We start from the raw sequence: 21656 nt of genomic DNA, 5'->3' as shown, positions 1-21656 counted from the left end.
GGCCGCTGAGATGTTGCTGCGCGACATGACCGAGGCCGATATTCCCGTGGTCGAGGCGTTGGAACGTCGGTTGTTCCCCGTGGATGCCTGGCCGCTGCAGATGTTCTTTGATGAATTGGCCCAGCCCGAAACCCGCCGCTACGTGGTTGCAGAGGTCGCTGGGGAGATCGTGGCCTATGCCGGGCTGATGTGCATCGAGCCCATCGCGGATGTCCAGACGATCGCCGTCGTGCCTGAATTCGAAGGCCAGGGCATCGGCTCGGCGGTCCTGACCGAACTCATCGAAGAGGCGCGGCGCAGGCGGGCCGCGGACGTACTCCTGGAGGTCCGCGCGGACAACCCGCGCGCCCAGAGGCTGTACGTACGTTTCGGGTTCGAACAGATCCACGTCCGCCCGCGCTATTACCGGGATGGCACCGACGCCCTGATCATGCGCCTCCCGCTGACCGATTCCACTTCTTCTGAAGGAGCTCCGGCATGACCGCGACTTTTCCGCAGGAACTGAAGCAGCCGCTGGTGCTCGGCATTGAGTCTTCGTGTGATGAGACCGGTGTCGGGATCGTCCGGGGGACCACGTTGCTGACCAACACGGTGTCTTCATCCATGGACGAGCATGTGCGCTTCGGTGGTGTCATCCCCGAGATCGCTTCCCGGGCCCACCTGGATGCCTTTGTTCCCACGCTGCAGGAATCATTGCATGAAGCCGGTGTCACCCTGGAGGACATCGACGCCATTGCAGTCACGTCAGGACCTGGCCTTGCCGGCGCCCTGATGGTGGGCGTTTGTGCCGCGAAGGCCCTGGCTTTGGCCACCGGCAAGCCGCTGTACGCGATCAACCACCTGGTGGCCCACGTGGGCGTCGGCCTGCTGGATGGAAAGCCCGACGCCGGTGCTGCCGCCGGCTTGGGCGCCGGTCAGTTGCCGGAGAACCTTGGCGCGCTCCTGGTGTCGGGCGGCCACACGGAGATCCTCAGGATCAGGAGCATCACGGACGACGTTGAGCTGCTGGGCTCAACCATCGATGACGCGGCCGGCGAGGCCTACGACAAAGTGGCCCGCATCCTTGGCCTTGGCTATCCCGGTGGCCCCGCCATCGACAAGCTGGCCCGCCAGGGTAATCCGAAATCCATCCGTTTCCCGCGGGGACTGACGCAGCCCAAGTACATGGGGACCGCCGGGGACAAGGGCCCACACCGCTACGACTGGTCGTTCAGTGGACTGAAGACAGCCGTGGCCCGCTGTGTGGAGCAGTTCGAGGCCCGCGGCGAGGAAGTGCCCGTGGCCGACATTGCGGCGGCCTTCCAGGAAGCCGTGGTGGATGTCATCAGTTCCAAGGCGGTCCTTGCCTGCAAGGAGAACGGCATCACCGATGTCCTGTTGGGCGGCGGCGTCGCGGCGAACTCGCGGCTGCGCGAATTGACTTGGCAGCGCTGTACCTCAGCCGGGATCACCCTCCACGTCCCGCCCTTGGACCTGTGTACTGACAACGGGGCCATGGTGGCGGCATTGGGTTCGCAGTTGATCATGGCGGGCATCGGGCCGAGCGGTCTTGCCTTCGCGCCGGACTCGTCCATGCCGGTCACTTCGGTGTCACTGCCTGCCCAGGCGTAATCCAGCCCAAAGGGTATTAACTCCCGGGTGTTAACCCGGGCATGCCACCCAGCCGGAAGCTAGGCGTCGGGGCCTTTGCGCATTTGCTGCACCAGGTCCATCACCACTGCTTTCAAGTCGCCGTCATGCTCGGCTGCGACGCGGCGTTGGCGCTGGTAGCTGGCGCCGCGCTCGATGATCCGGAGGACGTCGGCCAGCTCCTCGGAGCAGCCCAGCTTGGCAGCTACCGGTTCCAGCCGGGCTACTGTTTCCGCGAGGTGCTCGGTGACGAGCTGTTCGTTGCCGTCTGCGTCCAGGATGATGATGGCTTCCATGCCGTAGCGGGCGGCGCGCCATTTATTCTCCTGCACATGCCAGGGTGGCATGGTGGGGATGCTGCCACCGGCGTCCAGGATGGAGGAAAATTCGTCCACCAGGCACTGGGTCAGTGCAGCTATGGCTCCAACTTCTTCGAGGGTGGCAAGGCCATCGCAGATGCGCATTTCGATGGTGCCCAGGTTGGCTACCGGCCGGATATCCCATCGGATTTCCGAGGTGGCGTCGATAACGCCGGTGGTGAACATGTCCTGGACGTAGGACTCGTAGGCCTCCCAGGTTTCGAACTGGAAGGGCAACCCGGCCGTGGGAAGCTGCTGGAACATCAGGGCCCGCTGGGAAGCGTAGCCGGTTTCCTCGCCTGCCCAGTAGGGGCTGGAGGCAGACAATGCCTGGAAATGCGGGAAGTAATTGACCAGGCCATCGAGGACGGGCAGGACTTTGTCCCGGCGATCGATGCCCACGTGGACGTGGACGCCGTAGATGACCATTTGGCGTCCCCACCACTGGGTCCGCTCAATGAGCTTGGCGTAGCGCTCTTTGTCGGTGACAGGCTGGAGCAGGGGAGGGCTGAAGGGGTGGCTGCCTGCGCAGAACACCTCAACGCCCATGGGGTCGGTGACTTCGCGGACAGCTGCAAGGGAGCGGCTGAGGTCCTCTTTGGCGTCCTTGACCGTTTCGCAGATCCCGGTGACAAGCTCCACGGTATTCAGCAGCAGTTCGCGCTTGATATGGGGGTGTTCGTCGTCCTCGTTGAGGTCCGGGTGGTTCGCGGCGACGCCCTTCAGGACATCGTTTGCGACCGATACCAGTTCCCCGGTGCGTGCATTGACGAGCGCCAACTCCCATTCCACACCCAGTGTCGACTGCCTGGATGGCGCAAAATCAATCTGCACGTAGTCCCCTCAATTTGTACTTTCCGGCCTTGTGTTGTGTCAGCCGGACACGATTCCCCGCTGCGGGGCCGCCAGCGGTCGAATCAAGTCTAATGCAGCCGGAACACCCGTGATATCGAGGGGCTCAGGCCCGCAATGAGTCGTCATTTGCTAAATAGAATGATTCTCATTAGTATGAACGCATGCATCTCACAGTCGTCAGTTCCCTCGACAGCCAATGCCGGGAAGCAGCCACGGGGAGGTTGGGTCGAACCCACGCCAACTCGGCAGTGGTTCTCCATGACCTGCTGGATGGTTTGCTGGTCCTGCGCAGGGTTTACCGGGATGGACGCCTGGTTGAACGCGAAACGACAGTCCTGGAGCACGGCTGCCTCAGCTGCACCGTTCGGCTCGACGTCGTACCGACGGCGGAACGCCTCGCCGCATACGGGTTCGACCATGTTGTGCTTGGCTTGCCGCCGGGCGTCGCCGCCGGGATGGCAGTTGCCGGGCTTCGCCAGGGGCTCAGCCGCCCGGCTGTCATCGACAATGCCGTGTTGGCGCTGGATCCCGCAGACCTCGATGACCACATCTGGGACCGCCATACCTTGTTCGAGTCCGGCTTCACGTCCATGCCGCAGGATGACCGCACCAGCGGTGAGTTCCTTATCGGGGAGTTCGGCCACGTGGACACGGTCATGGTGTATCCGGGCCTGGGCGCAACGTTGACAGGCGCCCACCCTGAAGGATCGGCGTCATGGGCGACCGGCATGGAATTGCTCGTCGAATTGGCACCGCATGCCGCTGCCGTCGGTACGGCCGACCCCTACCGTCCGGGCTGCTTCGACCAGGCCGAAACCGCGGCACGTAACCGGCCCGGCGTCGTCCATGTGGCGGCGAGCGAAACACCAGGTTCCTTCCGCACGGTGCTTCACAAAGCGAGCCGCCCACTGCATCCGGGCCGCTTCCGTGATGCACTGCCACGGTTGGCCGCGGGTACGCATTGGATGCGTGGCCGGCTATGGATTGCCTCTGCTCCCGCCACACGGATCGCCGTCCAGGGAATCGGGCCCAGGGTTTGGCTCGAAAGTACCGGGAAATGGCTCGCCGACTCGGCTGACACGGCACCCAGCGGCGCATCGGCAGGCAAGCCGGGTCCCGACGTCGACTCCGTCCTTGACTGGCATCCGAGCCACGGCGACCGCGGCACGGTATTGGCGATGACCGGGCGCTCGGAAGATATTGATGCCCGCGTAATCCGCGGGATCCTGGACGAATGCCAACTGACGGAGGCGGAAATGGAACTGGACTTTGGCGTCTGGGACGATCCCCTGGAACTCAGCGACGCCCTCTAAGCCGCACCACCAACAAAAGGAGAAACACCATGAAGGTCAGGAACTCACTGCGTGCGCTCAAGAAGATCCCCGGAGCGCAGATCGTCCGGAGGCGTGGACGCACGTTCGTCATCAACAAGAACAACCCGCGGATGAAGGCGCGGCAGGGCTGATCCCGGTGCTGCATCCATCGGGCGTTGTTTAATGGGTGGATGCCCATCCTGAACAAAGACATGTCCCTGTGCATTTCGCTCGCGGCCCGGCCCAGCAACATCGGTACCCGGTTCCACAACTATCTGTACGATCTGCTCGGCTTGAACTTTGTCTATAAGGCATTCGCGCCAGCTGACATCACCCTCGCGGTGGCGGGCATCCGCGGCCTCCCCATCCGGGGCGCCGCGGTGTCCATGCCCTACAAGGAAGCCGTCATCCCGCTGGTTGACGTGATGGATCCGTCGGCCAAAGCCATTGATTCGGTGAACACCATCGTGAACGACGACGGTGTCCTCACCGCCTACAACACCGACTACATCGCCATAGCGCGGCTCTTGAAGGACCATGAGGTCCCCAGCAGCCACACCGTGCTCCTCCGTGGAGCGGGCGGCATGGCCAAGGCCGTAGCGGCAGCGCTACGCGACGCGGGCTTCACCGCCGTCACCATCGTGGCCCGTAATGAAACCGCCGGCCGCGCCCTCGCCGACCTCTACGGTTTCGGCTGGCAGGACGACGTCAACGGAGCCACCGCGGATCTCATCATCAACGTCACACCCTTGGGGATGGCCGGCGCGGATGAAACCGCCCAGTCCTTTGACGATGCCACCATCGCCGCCGCGCAGGTGGTATTCGACGTCGTTGCGCTGCCTTCCGAGACGCCGCTTATCACCGCTGCGCGTTCAGCCGGCAAACCGGTGATCACGGGCGCCGAAGTCATCGCCATCCAGGCCGAAGAACAATTCGTCCTCTACACAGGGGTGCGTCCGACCCCCGGCCAGGTGCGCGAAGCTTCTGAATTCTCGCGCCGCTGACTGCTATGCAGTGACCGGCTCCACCACGACAGCCACTCGCTCCTCGCCGATCCTGGTGAGGACCAGGGTGGCTGTTTTCGCTTGGCCCTTGCCGGGCTTGGCGGGAAGCAACTGCTTCCGCAGCTCTTCTGGGGTGACTGCCGTACCGCGTTTCTTGATGTCCAGCACAGTGATGCCGTTGGTCTTCACCCAGGCTTTCAGGGCCTTGACGTTGTACGGCATGACTTCAAGCACTTTGTAGGCGCGGGCGAACGGGGTGTCGTGTAACGCCGGGGCGCAGATGTAGGCGATGTGCTCGTCCACCAAGTGACCGCCGAGGCGTTCAGCGACATCGGCCACCAGGCCCGCGCGGATCACCGCCCCATCCGGTTCGTACAGGAATCCTTCCACCGGACCGACGGCGGCTACCGGACCGCCGTCGAAATCCTCGCCGCTGGTGATTTCGGCAGCGCCCTGGCTGCCGAGGACCAGCGCTGCGCGCCGTACCCCGGGGCGCGCCACCGCGTTGAACCACAGCGTGACCTCGGTGACATCGCCGCCGACGGAAACCCACTGAGCTTCGCAACCTGCGGGCACCGAATCGTGCGGGATGCCCGGACCCATCTTGACGCCAACGGCGCGGCCCGTGGCAGCCAGGTTTTCCACGAACGACAAAGGGGGAGAGAAGGCCTCGGGGTCCCAGATCCGCTTTGTTCCGGAGGTGGAGGTGGTGCGTCGGGCGGGATCCAGCCACACTCCATCGATACCGTCCAGCTCAACGGAGGTAGCGTCCGCATGGACCACTGTGGCGTGCGGGAAGGGGATCAGGTTGATCGTGGCGCAGGCAGCAGTCGTCTCGTCCATCTCCACGGCAGTCACGGCGATGTCCATGGACGCCATGGCCATCGAGTCAGCTCCCAGGCCGCAACCGAGGTCCGCGACATGCGAAACGCCGGCTTGTGCAAAGCGCTCGGCGTGCCGGGCGGCGACGTTCAACCGGGTCGCCTGCTCCAACCCGGCCTGGGTGAACAGCATTTGGCGGGCAAATTCGCCGAACTTGGCCTCTGCCCGGGTCCGGAGGCGGGACTGCGTCAGGACGGCAGCGACGATTTCGGGGGAGTGGCCCGCTTTCCGGAGGTCGGCGTTGACGCTGAAAGCGGCGGCTTCTTTGTAAGGCCCAAGTGAGGCAAGAAGTTCCCATCCTTCGGTGGTCAGCAAGGGCGCGATCTGTTCCTGCGGTGCGTGAGGCATGGGATCAAGCCTAACGTCGCAGGATATGACAGCGTGACTTGGGAATCAGCCAGATAGGGTTGTTTTCATGGAAGACAACGCAGCCGCACAGCCGTCCCGCATCACCAGATATGCCCGTCCCGCACTTATTGCGGGCATCGTGATAGCCGTGGTCTGCATAGCCCTGCTCATCATCATCCTTGCCCTGGACTCCTTCAATGCTGCCGCGTACTCCGTCACCGGCAAGAGTGTCAACGATGCCACTGACGAGGCGCGGGAGATCCGTGACCTCTACAGCGGCGCCTGGATGGGCGGGATCATCGGCTTGGTGATTTCCGGCGTCGTGGCTGTCCTGTCCGCAGTGGTGCTGTACCGGAACCGCGGCAATGCCCCCGTGGATGGGGACGACGACGGCGAGGACTACGGCCTGGACGACCTCACCGGCAGGTGACCGGAGTTCACCCATGACGAAATGCTGGCACTCACCTTGACCGAGTGCTAACGCTTACATAGAGTCTTATTAGCACTCTCCCCCGGAGGGTGCTAACCACGCCAGGCGTTCCTCCGGCACCGCGACGACGGTTGCACGCCCCGGCACCCCAGTTCTTAGTCCATGAATCAGCTCATGAAAAGGAGAGTCCGAGTGTCGGTCTCGATTAAGCCTCTTGAGGATCGTATTGTTGTTCGCCCGCTCGAAGCAGAGCAGACCACGGCTTCCGGCCTGGTTATTCCGGACTCCGCACAGGAGAAGCCGCAGGAAGGCGAAGTTGTTGCAATCGGCCCCGGCCGCTTCGATGACAACGGAAACCGCGTACCGGTTGACGTAGCTGTTGGCGACGTCGTCATCTACTCCAAGTACGGTGGAACCGAAGTCAAGACCGGTGGCAACGAGTACCTCGTTCTGTCCGCCCGCGACGTCCTCGCGATCGTCGTAAAGTAACTTCCCGGAGCCCGCACCGCCGCCGCGTTGGAATCATTCCGACCCGTCAGCGGTGCGGGTTTTCTGTCTTGAAAGGACACAACCATGGCAAAGCAGCTTGCTTTTAACGATGCTGCCCGCCGGTCTCTTGAGGCCGGTATCGACAAGCTCGCCAACACTGTCAAGGTGACGCTTGGTCCGCGCGGCCGCAACGTCGTGCTGGACAAGAAGTGGGGCGCTCCCACGATCACCAACGACGGCGTCACCATCGCCCGCGAAGTCGAGCTTGACGACCCCTACGAGAACCTTGGCGCACAGCTGGCCAAGGAAGTAGCCACCAAGACCAACGACGTCGCAGGCGACGGCACCACCACGGCTACCGTGCTGGCCCAGGCCTTGGTCAAGGAAGGCCTGCGCAACGTTGCAGCCGGCGCCGCTCCCGGCGAGATCAAGCGTGGCATTGAGGTTGCGGTTGAAGCCGTGGCTGCCCGCCTCCTGGAGAACGCCCGCGAAGTCGAAGGCACCCAGGTTGCCAACGTTGCCGCTATCTCTGCCCAGAGCGACGAGGTTGGCGAACTGCTGGCCGAAGCTTTCGGCAAGGTGGGCAAAGACGGTGTCATCACCATTGAAGAGTCCTCCACCACGCAGACCGAGCTGGTCCTCACTGAGGGCATGCAGTTCGACAAGGGCTACCTGTCCCCGTACTTCGTCACCGACGCTGAGCGCCAGGAAGCCGTCCTCGAGGACGCCCTCATCCTGATCAACCAGGGCAAGATCTCCTCGCTGCAGGACTTCCTGCCGCTTCTGGAGAAGGCTCTGCAGGCCAACAAGCCGCTCTTCATCATTGCTGAAGACATCGAAGGCGAAGCCCTTTCCACGCTGATCGTCAACCGCATCCGCGGCACGCTCAACGTTGTGGCCGTCAAGGCCCCGGGCTTCGGCGACCGCCGCAAGGCCATGCTCCAGGACATCGCCACGCTCACCGGCGCGCAGGTTGTTTCCCCGGACCTCGGCCTGACCTTGGACTCCGTTGGCCTCGAGGTACTCGGTACCGCACGCCGCATCACGGTCACCAAGGACAACACCACCATCGTGGACGGCGCTGGCTCCGCCCAGGACGTGGCCGACCGCGTTGCACAGCTGCGTGCCGAACTGACCCGGACGGACTCCGACTGGGACAAGGAAAAGCTGCAGGAACGCCTCGCCAAGCTCGCCGGCGGCATCGGCGTGATCAAGGTTGGCGCAGCCACCGAGGTCGAGCTGAAGGAAAAGAAGCACCGCATTGAGGACGCCGTTTCCTCCACGCGTGCAGCCCTTGAAGAAGGCATCGTTTCCGGTGGCGGTTCCGCACTCATCCACGCCCTCAAGGCGCTGGACGAGTCCCCGGCCGTCAAGGCACTGGAAGGTGACGCGGCAGCAGCTGTTGGCATTGTCCGCCGCGCACTGGTTCAGCCGCTCCGCTGGATCGCACAGAACGCCGGCTTCGACGGCTTCGTAGTGACGGCCAAGGTCTCCGAGCTCGAAGCCAACCACGGCTTCAACGCCAAGTCCGGCGAGTACGAGGACCTGATCGCCGCTGGCGTGATCGACCCCGTCAAGGTCACCCGCTCCGCACTCCGCAACGCCGCTTCCATCGCTGCCCTGGTTCTCACCACCGAGACCCTGGTTGCCGAAAAGCCGGCTGAGGACGAAGACGCACACGCAGGTCACCAGCACTAAGCTGTCTGCGCCAAAAACCCCGGCCACGTTGATTCGTGGCCGGGGTTTTTTGCTGTGCGCGCTCTCTCACGTTCCACCCTTTTGGCGGCGACGCTCTCTCACGTCCCGCCTGTTTGGCAGGGACGCTCTCTCACGTCCCACCTGTTTGGCGGCGACGCTCTCTCACGTCCCGCCTGTTTGGCAGGGACGCTCTCTCAGGTTCTGCCTGTTTGGCGGCGACGCTCTCTCACGTCCCGCCTGTTTGGCAGGGACGCTCTCTCAGGTTCTGCCTGTTTGGCGGCGACGCTCTCTCACGTCCCGCCTGTTTGGCAGGGACGCTCTCTTACGTCCTAGGTGTGGGGCAGCGTCGGGCTGAAGGGGGTGGGTTGTGAGTGAGGGTTGGGTTGATGGGGGTGGGTTGTGAGTGAGGGTTTGCGCAAGGAACCGGCTACCCGGGCCGCCGGATGGCACCGAGCTGTCGCGGGGGAGAAGCCGGTCGGCGGCTTGAGGGTGTGCGTTTGCCTATGAGCCGGTAAAACACCAGCACCGCGGCGGCAGCTGCCACGATGCCCACAAGGTTCAGGGCCAGTTGCATCGCCGATCCCGCAGCCTTGCTGTACTCACCCAGGACGAGGGCCACAGCAACATAACCGGCCGCTGGCACAGTGGTGACGGAGATAAAGACTCCCACCAGGGCGGAAGACCTGTGGCTGATCATGGACAGCATCCCCGCAGCGCCGGCGAGTGCGGCCACAATCAGCGAGTACGGCCCAGGGTGGTAGATGAACTCCACCGCGGATCCCTGGTCCAAAGCGTCGGCGGGAAACAAACCCAGCGGTACCGACAACCATGCTGCTGCTGCAGTCACGGCCATCGCCACGGGGAACCCGACTCCAAGAGCCAGACAGGAACTCCGTACCAGGCGCCACTTCCGTTCCACCAATCCCACGGACAACGCAGCGAGCGGGCCGAACTCCGGGCCAACCACCATGGCACCCACTATGGCGATGGTGGAATCGGTCACAATTCCGATCGCTGCCAACTGAGCGGCAATGATGAGGAACGCGAGGAAACTCCACGTCAGTTTCGAGTCCTCCCCGGTTTGCCGGGATACCTCGTCCCAGATGACGGAATCGGCGGATTCCCCTGGGGCGGACGCCTCGGCCTCATCCGCGCGTGCGGACAGGACCAGATCCGGCGAGGAAACTGAGATGGAGCCGAGTTCCGGAAGCTTCAAATTGTGCAGCCTTTGTATCAGCTCTTCGGCGGATTCCCGTGCGATTTGGACTGTTATGACGTCCCCGGGCGGCTCCACGGAGGCTCCCTTGTGTACCGCCGTTTCGGCCGCTCCGTTCTGCTCAAGGCAGCATTCCAGAACCGACTCAGACAATTCCGCCGGCACGCATAGGCGCAGCTGGACTATCATGGTGCTCCCTCCGTTGCTTCAGGCTTCAGCGTAGTTCCCGGGACGGTCCGGGGGGCGCAACGGGCACAGGCGACGCACAGCCAAGACTGGGATAATCCATAGTTGAACCTGAGCTAATGAGGGCCTTGGAACGCAGCCCGGATGACGGACCCAAGTGGGTTGGCGCGGCCGGACCGCGTATGATGGATGCTTTGTGCCACAGCTTTTGAGGAACTGCCTAACGTGACTACGCCAACGATCCCAGCCCCTGCCCGACCCGGCAGGCGGGCTTCGGGACCCGTTGGAAAGTCGAAGTTCCGCCCTGAAATCCAAGGTCTGAGGTCGCTTGCTGTCTTGATGGTGGTGAGCTATCACGTCTGGATCGGGCGGGTCTCCGGGGGTGTGGATGTCTTCCTCCTCATCTCGGCGTTCCTCATGACCCTGCAGTTCACCGGACGCTATAAACAACGCCGGCCGATGGATCTGCTGCGGCACTGGCTGCACCTGTTCCGCCGACTGCTCCCCGCCGTCGTGGTGGTCCTCCTCGCGACACTCGCGGCCAGCTTTGTCTTCCTGCCGGCCACCCGCTGGGTCGAGGTGGTCAACCAAGGGTGGGCCTCGCTGTTCTACTACGAAAACTGGCTCCTGCAGGGCCTCGCGGTTGACTACTACGCTGCGGACCATAGCCTGGCGAGTCCGCTGCAGCACTTCTGGTCGCTGTCCATTCAGGGCCAGGTCTTCATTTTGTGGCCCGCGATCTTCGCCTCCGTAGCGCTCCTGTGCCGGCGCTTCAGCCTGAAATACCGGGCGACGCTCGCCTATGTCTTTGCGATCATCTTCGTTGTCTCCCTGGCTTACTCGATCATATTCACGGCCAATAACCAGGCTGTGGCGTACTTCGATACCTTTGCCCGACTGTGGGAGTTCGCGCTGGGAACGTTGCTCGCGCTGGTTTTGCCTGGCCTGAACTTCGCCAAGCCGGTCCGCGTCGTCATGGGCTGGATCGGAGTGGCCTCGATGCTCAGTTGCGGGATCCTGCTGCAGGTCCAGACTGCCTTCCCGGGTTTCGTTGCTTTGTGGCCAACGCTTGCTGCAGTCGCGGTGATCGCCGCTGGCCAGACAGGCAGCCGGCTGGGCGTTGACAGGATCCTGAGCTCACGCTTCCTGGTCCGGCTTGGCGACAACTCCTACGCCCTCTACCTTTGGCACTGGCCCATTTTGGTGATCGCCTTGGCTTGGAGTGGCAAGGACCATGCGGGCTGGCTCTCCGGAACACTGATCATCGCCCTGGCTTTGGTCCTGGCCTTCCTCACCACCAAGTACGTTGAGAAGCCGTTCCGGGAATGGAAGTGGCCGGAGGTGAACCGCCGTCGCTCCGCCATTGCTATCGCTGCCTGCCTGGCCGTGGCGTGCGCGCCCCTCCTGGGATTCCAGTACAAGCAGGACCTGGACTTGAAGGCCGCCCAGGCGCAGGCCGCTTTCGATAACCCCGGAGCCCAGGCTCTCCTTCCCGGATATGTGAACCAGGTGGGCGAAAACGCGATGACGCTGCCCACCGCTGAGCAGCTTCCTTCGGACTGGGCGCACCTGACGGAGTCGTGCTCCGGCGAGACCAAACCGGAATCGTCGCTGCTGCTGGAGAACTGCCAGCAAAACAACGTGGGCGATGACGCGACCAAGACCGTGCTGGTTCTTGGCAATTCGCATTCCCAGCAATGGCTGGAGGCTGTTGGGGTGCTGGCTGAGCAACACCATTGGCGGCTTTACGCCATGCTTTACGGCGCCTGCCCCTTCATGACGGATAATCCGGATGCGGACCCGGTGTGCAATGAGTTCAACCGTGAGGTTCGCAGCCACATTGCGGCCCACCCACCGGACGCCGTTTTCATGGTGGGGACCGCGGCGACTCCCTCAACACCGGATGAGCAGCTCACGCACGGGTTTGAGGAACTCATCCCCGAAGTCAACGCCGTTGGTACCCAGGTGATCGCTATGCGCGACAACCCCCGGTTCACCTATAGCCTGACGGATTGTACGCTTTCCAAGGGACCGGACAGCCCTGACTGCCGACCGTTGGAATCGGATGTGCTCGCGGCACAGAGTCCCTTCGACGCCGTCATGGGCAAGTACCAGGATCTTTTCGTGTTGGACATGACCGACCTCATCTGCGACGGAACCTACTGCCCTCCCATCGTGGGAAACACCTTCGTATACCTGGACGACAACCACATGACCAAAACGTATGTAAAGAGCATGGCTGACATGCTCGACGAGAGGTGGTTTGCCGCGACCGGGTGGCAAGAATGATGGAAACCCAGAGCGCCACGGCTGCGTCAGGAACCCCGGCAACCACGACGTCGGAACGCCGCTTCCGTCCGGAAGTCCAGGGCCTGCGTGCCTTGGCTGTGGTCATGGTGGCGGCCTACCATATCTGGCTCGGCAAGGTTTCCGGCGGGGTAGACGCTTTCCTGTTGATCTCGGCGTTCCTGTTGACGTTGTCCTTCACCCGCAAACTTGAGGCTAACCGGCCCTTGCGCCTTGTGGGGCACTGGCTGCACGTTTTCAAGCGTTTGCTGCCGGCCGTCGTCGTGGTGTTGCTGGCGATCCTCGCCGGGACCTGGGCACTTATCCCGCAGAGCCGTTGGCCCGATGTCCTCACTGAAGCGTGGGCTTCCCTCCTGTACCGGCAAAACTGGCAGCTTGCTGCCTTCGCGGTGGACTACTACGCCCAGCAGCACGTGGATGCCAGCCCGTTCCAGCACTTCTGGTCGCTGTCCGTGCAGGGCCAGGTGTTCATTCTTTGGCCGCTGATCTTTGCCGGCATTGCACTGTTGCAGCCGCACCTTGCCAAACGGTTTCCGGGGCGGAAAGCCGTTGGTCACCGGCAGCTGCTTTTCGTGGCGTTCGCTGTGGTGTTCGTGGCGTCACTGCTGTTCTCGATCCAGGAGACCTACAGCAACCAGGCCTACGCCTACTTCGACACCCGCGCCCGACTGTGGGAGTTCGCCCTGGGTTCCTTGCTTGCGCTGGCCCTGCCATACCTGAAACCGGGGCGGAGACTCCGGGTTTTCCTGGGCTGGGCCGGCATCGCAGCCATGCTCTCCTGTGGGCTGCTGCTCACGGTTGACCGTTCATTCCCGGGCTTCGTGGCACTGTGGCCCACCCTGGCTGCGGCGGCTGTCATCGTCGCGGGGCAGAGCGGCAGCAGGTGGGGTGTTGACCGGCTCCTCAGTTCCCGCCCGTTGGTCGCTGTGGGAGGTATTTCCTACGCCCTGTACCTGTGGCACTGGCCCATCCTGGTGTTCTTCCTGCTCGCTTCCGGGACCACCACGCCGAACATCCTGGAAGGTATGGGCATTATGGCCGCCGCCGCAGTGCTTGCGGTGGCCACTACCAGGTACGTCGAGCAACCGTTGCGGCGCTGGAAGTGGCCGGACGTGCGGTCCTGGCGTGCCGCCGTCGTGATTGCCTCCTGCGGCGCGCTGTTGGCGTTGCCGGTCACTGCCTGGCAGGGCGCCATTACTGCAGAGGCAACGGCAATTGCCTCCCAGCCCCATGAGCTGACCCCGGGCGCGGCCGCGCTGTCCCCGGATTATGCGGGGGAGCCGTCGGCGGAGGCCCTGGTCATCCCTGCGCCGGCGGCCATGAAGGATGAGTGGGCGAACGTTGATGGTGAGTGCACCGGGGACAACGTGCCCAGTGATCCTGTGCTGGAGGGCTGCCTCCAGAACGGGGAGCCTGAGGTGGTCACCAAGAGAATTGTCGTGCTGGGGGACTCGCATTCCCAGCAGTACATGGCTGCCCTGGGCCCCATCGCCAAGCAGCATGGCTGGGAGGTGGTGACGCTCCTTAAAGGCGGCTGCCGGTTCGGAGCGCAATCGTCGGAGCGGGCCGATTTTTGCAACGACTTCAACAGGGCAAGCTCCGCTTACGTCCTGGAGCACAAGCCTGATGCCGTGTTCACGGTGGCGTCGCTGACGCACGTGGACGCGCCGTTCGAAACTGAAGTACCGGGCTACCTTGAGGGCATCAAACCTTTCACGGACCTTGGCATTGACGTGGTGGGCGTCCGGGATAACCCGCGATTCAGTTTCAACATGCCGGAGTGCGTCCAGAAAAAGGGCAAGGATTCGCCCGACTGCAATGTTCCGCTGGAGGAATCTTTGGCAGCATCCTCGCCGTTGGACGACTACGTTGGCAAAGTCGACCGCTTGTTCCTGATGGACATGAGCGACTTCATTTGTGAGCAGGGAACATGCCCGGCAGTCGTGGGCAATGTGTACGTCTACAAGGATGACAACCACCTCAGCAAGACGTATGTGCAGACCATGATCCCGATGTTCGAGCAACGGTTGCTGGCCGCTACGGGCTGGTCTGACAGCTAGCTTTGGCACCGGCCGGCGGCTTGGACAACGTACGACGGCGGCCTGCCGCCAGTGCTGTTGCTCACAGTCAGGCGTCGCGGAATATGGCGATCGCCGCGGAGGTTCTACTATTTATTCAATACCGGCAGCACCTTCTGCCATGCAGTACCTATGCACAGGCCAGTCCCGTAATGACGGGCTGGTCATCAGTTGCAACCCCTACCAGTTAAGCCCCCAAGAACCCAGGTAAGAGGCGCACACTCATGACCCAGCCCGAACACAATCCGTTTGGCTTCATTGGCCTGACGTACGACGACGTCCTGCTGCTCCCCGGACACACCGATGTTATTCCGTCCGAGGCAGACACCACATCACGCATTTCCAAGCGCATCACCGTGCAGACCCCGCTGCTTTCCGCCGCGATGGACACGGTCACCGAGTCCCGCATGGCGATTGCCATGGCCCGCCAGGGTGGCTTGGGTGTTGTCCACCGCAACCTGTCCATTGATGACCAGGCCGAGCACGTGGACCGCGTCAAGCGCAGCGAATCGGGCATGATCACCAACCCGTTGACCATTGGCCCGTCAGCCACCCTGCAGGAACTGGACGAGCTTTGCTCCCGTTACCGCGTATCGGGCCTGCCCGTTGTCGACACCGATGGCAGGCTCCTGGGTATCGTCACCAACCGCGACACCCGGTTCATTCCGGAGTCCGACTTCCCGCTCCGCAGTGTCGCCGACACCATGACCAAGATGCCGCTGATCACCGGTCACGTGGGCATCAGCCGTGAGGAAGCTTCGCACAAGCTGGCCACCAACAAGATCGAGAAGCTCCCACTGGTAGACGAGCAGGGCCGCCTCAAGGGCCTCATCACTACCAAGGACTTCACCAAAGCCGAGCAGTACCCGCTGGCTACCAAGGACGATGAGGGCCGGCTCCGCGTTGGCGCAGCCATTGGTTTCTTTGGTGACGGGTGGGAGCGCGCGATGAAGCTCATCGACGCAGGCGTGGACGCATTGTTCGTTGACACGGCCAACGGTCACTCCCAGGGCGTGCTCGACATGATTTCGCGGCTTAAGTCCGATCCGGTTGCTGCGCACGTGGACGTCATTGGCGGCCAGGCGGCAACCCGTGAAGGCGCCCAGGCACTGATCGACGCGGGTGCCGATGGCATCAAGGTCGGCGTTGGCCCGGGTTCCATCTGCACCACCCGCGTGGTGGCAGGTGTCGGCGTTCCGCAGATCACCGCCATCTACGAGTCGGCCAAGGCTGCCATTCCGGCAGGTGTTCCGCTGATCGCCGACGGCGGATTGCAGTACTCCGGTGACATCGGCAAGGCCCTGGTTGCAGGTGCGGACACCGTCATGCTCGGCTCCCTTCTGGCCGGTTGTGAGGAATCCCCGGGTGACCTCATCTTTGTTAACGGGAAGCAGTTCAAGAGCTACAGGGGCATGGGTTCGCTGGGTGCCATGCAGTCCCGCGGCAAGAACACGTCCTACTCGAAGGACCGCTACTTCCAGGCAGACGTCTCCGGTGATGACAAGCTCATCCCTGAGGGCATCGAAGGCCGTGTGGCATTCCGTGGCCCGCTGGCTTCGGTGGCTTACCAGCTGGTCGGTGGCCTCCGCCAGACCATGTTCTACACCGGCGCTCCCACCATTCCCGAGCTCAAGGCGCGCGGTAAGTTCGTCCGAATCACGCCGGCGGGTCTTAAGGAATCACACCCGCACGACATCCAGATGACTGTCGAGGCGCCGAACTACGGCTCCCGCTGATCTGATCTGCTGGTCCCCGTGGAGTAATCCACGGGGACCAGCTGTTTAAGCCGGGGCGGCTGAAATGTCGGTCCGGAAGCATAGGCTGGGCATATGTCTGAAAAGCCCGCGGAACCGCGGCACCCGGAGTCGGTCCGGCTGAACCCACTTCAACCTGGCAAGGCCCCGCCCCGCAAGCTGGCGCTGCGTCCGTACGCGCGCGCCGTCGGGCAGGTCCTCAAGGTGAGCTTCAAGGCTTCACCTGCAGCGGTGGTCATGAAGGTTCTAGGTTCACTGATCTCGGCCACGTTGCCGCTGGTCACCACCTACTTTGCCGCGCTGACCACCACCGCCCTGGCGGCCGGTTACGCGGGGGATCCCGACGCCGGTCCGCGGGCAGTCCTCTACGTGGTCGTCACCGCGGCCCTGGGGTTGTTTTGGGGTGCGTTCAGCAGCGTTGACCGGTACATCCAGCAATTGATGAGCTTCCGGGTTGGCGCGATCGTGGGCGACATGATGTACGAACGCTTCCTGGCCTTGGATTTCTGGCGCTATGACGACAAAGAGACGGTGGACCTCTACGATCGCGCCAAACGGTTTTCCGATTCGTATGCCCGGGTACTGGACCGTATCGCTGCCATCTTTACGCAGCTGGTGTCCGTGATCCTCGCTATCGGTGCGTTGCTGCTTGTCAGTTGGTGGATCGCAGTGATCGTGCTGGTGGCGATTGTGCCCAGCGTGTATTTGCAGTTCAAGCTCTCCCGTGAGCAGATCGCGCACTGGAACACCCAGGTGGATTCGCGCCGGCAACGGCGGATGATCGAGCAAAACCTGCTCCGGCCGCAGCACATTGCGGAAATGCGGCTCTATGGAATCGTGGGGTACCTGATGGACCTGCGCTCCCGGTTGCGGGACGCGGACGAGAAAAGGCGCCTGGATTTCCAAAAGCGCTATATCCCCAAGCAACTGGCAGCAGACTCCCTGCAGTACGGTGCCGAGGTCGTGTCGCTGATCTGGGTGGTGGGTCAGATCATCGCCAGGGCGCAGCCGGTAGGTCAGTTCCTCTACGTCCAGCAGATCGTCAGCCGTGCCTTGTCCACAGCCAACAACCTCGTTTCCTCGCTGAGTTCCATTGATGAGGACCTGGCCAACCTCAAGGACTATGAGCTCTTCATGGCGCTGCCGGTTCCAAGTGGCAAGGAGAAGCCCCTGGCCGTATCTCCCTCGACAGTGGAACTGAGGGACATCCGTTTCAGCTACACCGGCAGTGACATCGAAGTCATCAAAGGCATTTCGATGACCATCACAGCGGGCCAGCATATTGCCATTGTCGGTGAAAACGGTGCAGGAAAGTCCACCTTGATCCGCATCCTGGCCGGACTGTACCGGCCTGATTCGGGCCAGGTCCTGCTCGACGGCGTGGACCTGGCCGGGATTGATGTCACCAGCTGGCATAGGCGCCTCGCGGTCCTGAGCCAGGAGTTCCTCAAGTACGAGTTCGCCACGGCGGCCGACAACATCTACCTGGGCGATGTCGATGCGCCACGCGATGATGCCCGCGTCCGGCGTGCTGCCTCCGACGCCGAGGCCATGGAGTTCATCAACAAGCTTCCCAACGGCCTGGAGAACCACGTCAGCAACTGGATGGAAGACCCCCGGGGCCGGAAGGGAAGCGGACTATCCGGAGGCCAGTGGCAGCGGCTGGCCATGGCGCGCAACTTCTACCGCGACGCTTCGTTCATGGTCATGGACGAACCCACATCCGCCATTGATGCGCTGGCCGAGCACCGCATCTTCACCCGCCTCTTCGCCGACCGCAGCAGCACCATCATTGCCATCAGCCACCGCTTGGCCACCATCGAAAAGGCGGACATCGTGTACATGCTCGAAGACGGCCGGATCGCCGAGCAGGGGACGCATAAGGAGCTTGTTGCGTTGCGTGGCCGGTATTTCCGGATGTTCGAATCCCAGCTGTCCGTGGACGAAACCAGTCGGAACGTTCCTTAGTCACGGTGTCTCGTGGCGCCGCGTGGCGGGGCCGGGCCGGTGGCGTGGGGTTGGTGGGATAAACTCGAGCAGTGACTTATGAGATTGAGATTGGCCGTGGCAAGCGTGGGCGTCGTGCCTACTCCCTGGATGACATTGCGATCGTTCCGAACCGCCGGACACGTGACCCGAAGGACGTCTCTGTTTCCTGGCAGATCGATGCCTACAAGTTTGAGACTCCGGTCATCGCAGCCCCCATGGACTCCGTGATGTCCCCCGATACCGCCATCGCTTTTGGCCGTCTCGGTGGTCTTGGCGTCCTTGACCTTGAGGGCCTTTGGACGCGCTATGAGGACCCGCAGAAGGTCCTCGACGAGATCGCAGGACTGGCGGACGAGACCAGCAGCCCGGCCGTCACCCGGCGCATGCAGGACCTGTACATGGCACCCATCCAGCCTGAGCTCATCAGCTCCCGCCTCGCCGAGATCCGCGCCGCTGGCGTTACTGTGGCTGGCTCCCTGACACCGCAGCGGACCCAGGAACACTACAAGACCGTGGTGGCGGCCGGCGTCGACATCTTCGTCATCCGCGGTACCACCGTTTCGGCGGAACACGTCTCCAAGAACCACGAGCCGTTGAACCTCAAGCAGTTCATCTACGAGCTCGATGTACCCGTAATCGTGGGCGGAGCCGCCGGCTACACACCAGCCCTGCACCTTATGCGCACGGGAGCTGCCGGTGTGCTGGTTGGCTTCGGCGGCGGCGCAACAACCACCACCCGCCGCGCCCTGGGGATCCACTCGCCCATGGCTTCGGCAATCTCCGACGTCGCGGCCGCCCGCCGCGATTACATGGACGAGTCCGGCGGCCGTTACGTCCACGTCATTGCCGACGGCGGCATGGGCAGCTCGGGCGACATTGTCAAAGCCATCGCCATGGGAGCCGACGCCGTCATGCTCGGCAGCGCTTTGGCCCGCGCCGAGGAAGCCCCCGGTCGCGGCTGGCACTGGGGCCCGGAAGCGCACCACCTTGAAACACCCCGCGGGGACCGCGTCAACGTCGGTACGGTCGGTCCCTTGGAAGAGGTACTTTTCGGACCGGGCCACCACACGGACGGCACGTCCAACCTGATTGGTGCGCTGAGGCGCTCGATGGCCACCACCGGGTACTCGGACCTCAAGGAGTTCCAGCGCGTTGACGTCGTCGTGTCACCGTACTCGGGCAACTGATTCTGCTTTGAAGCCCCTGCTTCCGGATAGCATCCGGAAGCAGGGGTTTTTGCGTTCCGGTGCCCTGCCCAAGGAAGCACCCAGCAAGTAGGGTAGGGAACTACCAGCTGTTGCGTTTGAGGAGGGGTCCGATGAGCAATATCGCAGGCGGTCCGCAGGGAAATTCGCAGGGAGCTTTGAGCCCGGAATCCCGCGCCGCGTCGATCGAAGTCCTGAAAGCCACGGCCGAAGCCGGCAAGGAACTCGACATCCTGATCGTGGGCGGCGGGGTGGTGGGAGCCGGCGCAGCCTTGGATGCCGTGACCCGCGGCCTGACCGTAGGGATCGTCGAAGCCAGGGATTGGGCCTCAGGAACTTCGTCCCGCTCGTCCAAGCTCATCCACGGGGGACTCCGCTATTTGGAGATGCTCGATTTCGGACTGGTCCAGGAAGCACTGCAGGAACGCGGGCTGCTGATCCAGCAGATCGCACCCCACCTGGTCCGCCCCGTTCCTTTCCTGTATCCGCTGACCCGCCGCTTCTGGGAGCGCCCCTACGTGGGCGCCGGCATCATGCTGTATGACACCCTGGGCCTGACATCCGGTCACAGCCGAGGCGTGCCCATGCATAAGCACCTCTTCCGGCGCGGCACCCTGCGCGCTGCTCCGAGTCTCAAGGACGACGCCTTCGTTGGGTCCATCCGCTACTACGACGCCCAGGTCGATGACGCCCGGCTGGTGGTCAACCTGGTCAGGACTGCCGCCCATTACGGTGCGCACGCAGCCAACCGTGTCCGGGTGGTCGACTTCCTCCGGGAAGGTGAACGCGTGGTGGGCGCCAAGGTCGAAAACCAAGAGGACGGCAGTGTCTTTGAGATCAGGGCCAAGCAGGTAGTCAACGCCACCGGCGTCTGGACGGATGAAACCCAGGCAATGGTCACAGATCGTGGGCAGCTCAAAGTCAGGGCTTCCAAGGGCATACACCTCGTTGTGCCCCGCGACCGTTTCCAGTCCACCGTGGGGTTAATTCTGCGTACGGAAAAGTCAGTGCTGTTCGTCATTCCCTGGGGGCGGCACTGGATCATTGGGACTACGGATACCGACTGGAAGCTGGACAAGGCGCACCCGGCGGCTTCCAGCAAGGACATTGACTATGTGCTGGACCATGTCAACAAGGTCCTGAAGCGTCCATTGACACGGGAAGACGTGGAGGGAGTCTACGCAGGGCTCCGTCCGCTCCTGGCCGGCGACAACGATTCCACGGCCAAGTTGTCCCGCGAACACGTTGTGGCGCATCCCGTGCCGGGCTTGGTAGTAGTGGCCGGTGGAAAGTACACCACCTACCGGATCATGGCCAAAGATGCAGTGGACGAGGCGACCAGGGCCATGGACGAGCGTGTTCCCTCCAGCTGCACGGAAACCATTCCGCTGCTCGGCGCCGAAGGATTCAAGGCCGCGTGGAACCGGCGTGGCAGGTCCGCCGAGCAGGCCGGTGTCCACGTTGCCCGCGTCGAGCACCTGCTCAACCGTTTCGGCTCAATGACCCCGGAAGTCCTGGACATCATCTCCAACCGACCGGAATTGGCAGAGCCCCTTCCAGGTGCAGACGACTATCTCGCCGCAGAAGTCGTATATGCAACAACCCACGAAGGCGCCCGTCACGTTGATGACGTTTTGACCCGCCGCACCCGTATTTCCATCGAAGCCTGGGACCGCGGTGTGTCTGCCGCGCCCGTAGTAGCTAAGCTGATGGGAGAAATCCTTGGCTGGAGCGAGACCCAGCGCGAAAGCGAGATCAAGCACTACCTGGCGCGGGTGGAAGCTGAACGACTTAGTCAGCAGCAACCCGATGACGAATCGGCCGATGCCGCACGCATGGGGGTGGATGACATCGTTCCCCTTCGCTGACCAGTTCAGGGAAATGCGGTCCCAGGGCCACACTGGAGGGAACACG

General features: G+C 63.0%; 17 protein-coding genes. 14 read left to right on the top strand and 3 right to left on the bottom strand.

The genetic code is table 11. From position 1 onward, the window contains the following. Window positions 1-10 precede the first annotated feature (10 nt). Complete coding sequence (gene rimI, locus NEK97_RS18765) at window positions 11-481, top strand: ribosomal protein S18-alanine N-acetyltransferase (protein ID WP_257371272.1); 471 nt, start codon at window positions 11-13, stop codon at window positions 479-481. Then, on the top strand, window positions 478-1611 hold the full coding sequence (gene tsaD, locus NEK97_RS18760; RefSeq protein WP_257371232.1) for a tRNA (adenosine(37)-N6)-threonylcarbamoyltransferase complex transferase subunit TsaD: 1134 nt from the start codon (window positions 478-480) through the stop codon (window positions 1609-1611). The genes rimI and tsaD overlap by 4 nt, the downstream gene beginning before the upstream one ends. A 59-nt stretch (window positions 1612-1670) precedes the next feature. On the opposite strand, the gene NEK97_RS18755 is transcribed toward tsaD, so the two are convergent. Then, window positions 1671-2822 (bottom strand): glutamate--cysteine ligase, encoded by a 1152-nt coding sequence (locus NEK97_RS18755; RefSeq protein WP_257371231.1) that lies wholly within the window; start codon window positions 2820-2822, stop codon window positions 1671-1673. Between the two features lie 182 nt (window positions 2823-3004). Here NEK97_RS18755 and NEK97_RS18750 point away from each other — a divergent pair, with 182 nt between their 5' ends. From NEK97_RS18750 to NEK97_RS18740, 3 genes are read left to right on the top strand one after another with little or no spacing between them, the layout of a single operon-like run. Further along, a complete protein-coding gene (locus tag NEK97_RS18750) occupies window positions 3005-4156 on the top strand; it encodes a GTP-binding protein (RefSeq protein ID WP_257371230.1) in 1152 nt (383 codons plus the stop codon). 29 nt (window positions 4157-4185) lie between these two features. Next, window positions 4186-4308, top strand: coding sequence for a type B 50S ribosomal protein L36 (gene ykgO / locus NEK97_RS18745; RefSeq protein WP_011775528.1), 123 nt, complete (start codon window positions 4186-4188; stop codon window positions 4306-4308). Between the two features lie 39 nt (window positions 4309-4347). Then, window positions 4348-5160 carry a shikimate 5-dehydrogenase gene (locus NEK97_RS18740; protein WP_235517059.1) on the top strand — a complete coding sequence of 271 codons (813 nt, stop codon included), beginning with the start codon at window positions 4348-4350 and terminating at the stop codon, window positions 5158-5160. A gap of 3 nt (window positions 5161-5163) precedes the next feature. On the opposite strand, the gene NEK97_RS18735 is transcribed toward NEK97_RS18740, so the two are convergent. Further along, window positions 5164-6390, bottom strand: a complete 1227-nt coding sequence (locus tag NEK97_RS18735; protein ID WP_257371229.1) for a class I SAM-dependent methyltransferase — start codon at window positions 6388-6390, stop codon at window positions 5164-5166. A 67-nt stretch (window positions 6391-6457) separates the two neighbouring features. Between NEK97_RS18735 and NEK97_RS18730 the strand changes: the two genes are divergently transcribed. The 3 genes from NEK97_RS18730 to groL all read left to right on the top strand — a co-directional run bounded on the left by NEK97_RS18730 (window position 6458) and on the right by groL (window position 9007). Next, window positions 6458-6820, top strand: coding sequence for a hypothetical protein (locus NEK97_RS18730; RefSeq protein WP_235517056.1), 363 nt, complete (start codon window positions 6458-6460; stop codon window positions 6818-6820). Window positions 6821-7012: 192 nt separating this feature from the next. Further along, on the top strand, window positions 7013-7309 hold the full coding sequence (groES, locus tag NEK97_RS18725; protein ID WP_011775524.1) for a co-chaperone GroES: 297 nt from the start codon (window positions 7013-7015) through the stop codon (window positions 7307-7309). Between the two features lie 84 nt (window positions 7310-7393). Then, window positions 7394-9007, top strand: coding sequence for a chaperonin GroEL (gene groL, locus NEK97_RS18720; protein ID WP_235517053.1), 1614 nt, complete (start codon window positions 7394-7396; stop codon window positions 9005-9007). A 427-nt stretch (window positions 9008-9434) separates the two neighbouring features. Here the strand turns inward: groL and NEK97_RS18715 are convergent, their stop codons facing one another. Continuing rightward, a complete protein-coding gene (locus NEK97_RS18715; protein WP_257371227.1) occupies window positions 9435-10412 on the bottom strand; it encodes a DUF389 domain-containing protein in 978 nt (325 codons plus the stop codon). Between the two features lie 186 nt (window positions 10413-10598). Between NEK97_RS18715 and NEK97_RS18710 the strand changes: the two genes are divergently transcribed. The 6 genes from NEK97_RS18710 (at window position 10599) to NEK97_RS18685 (ending at window position 21610) form a co-directional block, all read left to right on the top strand. After that, window positions 10599-12698, top strand: coding sequence for an acyltransferase family protein (locus NEK97_RS18710; protein WP_257371226.1), 2100 nt, complete (start codon window positions 10599-10601; stop codon window positions 12696-12698). Further along, the gene (locus NEK97_RS18705; RefSeq protein ID WP_257371225.1) at window positions 12695-14776 is read left to right on the top strand and encodes an acyltransferase family protein; all 2082 of its coding nucleotides are present in this window, start codon (window positions 12695-12697) and stop codon (window positions 14774-14776) included. The genes NEK97_RS18710 and NEK97_RS18705 overlap by 4 nt, the downstream gene beginning before the upstream one ends. 242 nt (window positions 14777-15018) lie before the next feature. Continuing rightward, window positions 15019-16530 (top strand): IMP dehydrogenase, encoded by a 1512-nt coding sequence (gene guaB / locus NEK97_RS18700; protein WP_235517040.1) that lies wholly within the window; start codon window positions 15019-15021, stop codon window positions 16528-16530. 93 nt (window positions 16531-16623) lie between these two features. After that, entirely contained in the window at window positions 16624-18516 is a 1893-nt protein-coding gene (locus NEK97_RS18695; RefSeq protein ID WP_257371223.1) for an ABC transporter ATP-binding protein, read from the top strand. Window positions 18517-18587: 71 nt separating this feature from the next. Beyond that, the gene (locus tag NEK97_RS18690; protein ID WP_211711214.1) at window positions 18588-19724 is read left to right on the top strand and encodes a GuaB3 family IMP dehydrogenase-related protein; all 1137 of its coding nucleotides are present in this window, start codon (window positions 18588-18590) and stop codon (window positions 19722-19724) included. 131 nt (window positions 19725-19855) lie between these two features. Next, on the top strand, window positions 19856-21610 hold the full coding sequence (locus NEK97_RS18685) for a glycerol-3-phosphate dehydrogenase/oxidase (RefSeq protein WP_257371222.1): 1755 nt from the start codon (window positions 19856-19858) through the stop codon (window positions 21608-21610). Window positions 21611-21656 lie beyond the last annotated feature (46 nt).

This window comes from Paenarthrobacter sp. UW852, from assembly GCF_024608385.1.
Classification (GTDB): domain Bacteria; phylum Actinomycetota; class Actinomycetes; order Actinomycetales; family Micrococcaceae; genus Arthrobacter.
The sequence above is the reverse complement of the archived record's forward strand: the minus strand, read 5'-3'. Positions and strand labels throughout refer to the sequence as shown.

What these genes read in the sequence shown, in the direction of transcription:
- rimI (WP_257371272.1), top strand. Translation starts at nt 11, where the DNA reads ATGTTGCTGCGCGACATGACCGAGGCCGATATTCCCGTGGTCGAGGCG.
- tsaD (WP_257371232.1), top strand. Translation starts at nt 478, where the DNA reads ATGACCGCGACTTTTCCGCAGGAACTGAAGCAGCCGCTGGTGCTCGGC.
- NEK97_RS18750 (WP_257371230.1), top strand. Translation starts at nt 3,005, where the DNA reads ATGCATCTCACAGTCGTCAGTTCCCTCGACAGCCAATGCCGGGAAGCA.
- ykgO (WP_011775528.1), top strand. Translation starts at nt 4,186, where the DNA reads ATGAAGGTCAGGAACTCACTGCGTGCGCTCAAGAAGATCCCCGGAGCG.
- NEK97_RS18740 (WP_235517059.1), top strand. Translation starts at nt 4,348, where the DNA reads ATGCCCATCCTGAACAAAGACATGTCCCTGTGCATTTCGCTCGCGGCC.
- NEK97_RS18735 (WP_257371229.1), bottom strand. Translation starts at nt 6,390, where the DNA reads ATGCCTCACGCACCGCAGGAACAGATCGCGCCCTTGCTGACCACCGAA.
- NEK97_RS18730 (WP_235517056.1), top strand. Translation starts at nt 6,458, where the DNA reads ATGGAAGACAACGCAGCCGCACAGCCGTCCCGCATCACCAGATATGCC.
- groL (WP_235517053.1), top strand. Translation starts at nt 7,394, where the DNA reads ATGGCAAAGCAGCTTGCTTTTAACGATGCTGCCCGCCGGTCTCTTGAG.
- NEK97_RS18715 (WP_257371227.1), bottom strand. Translation starts at nt 10,412, where the DNA reads ATGATAGTCCAGCTGCGCCTATGCGTGCCGGCGGAATTGTCTGAGTCG.
- NEK97_RS18710 (WP_257371226.1), top strand. Translation starts at nt 10,599, where the DNA reads ATGCTTTGTGCCACAGCTTTTGAGGAACTGCCTAACGTGACTACGCCA.
- NEK97_RS18705 (WP_257371225.1), top strand. Translation starts at nt 12,695, where the DNA reads ATGATGGAAACCCAGAGCGCCACGGCTGCGTCAGGAACCCCGGCAACC.
- guaB (WP_235517040.1), top strand. Translation starts at nt 15,019, where the DNA reads ATGACCCAGCCCGAACACAATCCGTTTGGCTTCATTGGCCTGACGTAC.
- NEK97_RS18695 (WP_257371223.1), top strand. Translation starts at nt 16,624, where the DNA reads ATGTCTGAAAAGCCCGCGGAACCGCGGCACCCGGAGTCGGTCCGGCTG.
- NEK97_RS18685 (WP_257371222.1), top strand. Translation starts at nt 19,856, where the DNA reads ATGAGCAATATCGCAGGCGGTCCGCAGGGAAATTCGCAGGGAGCTTTG.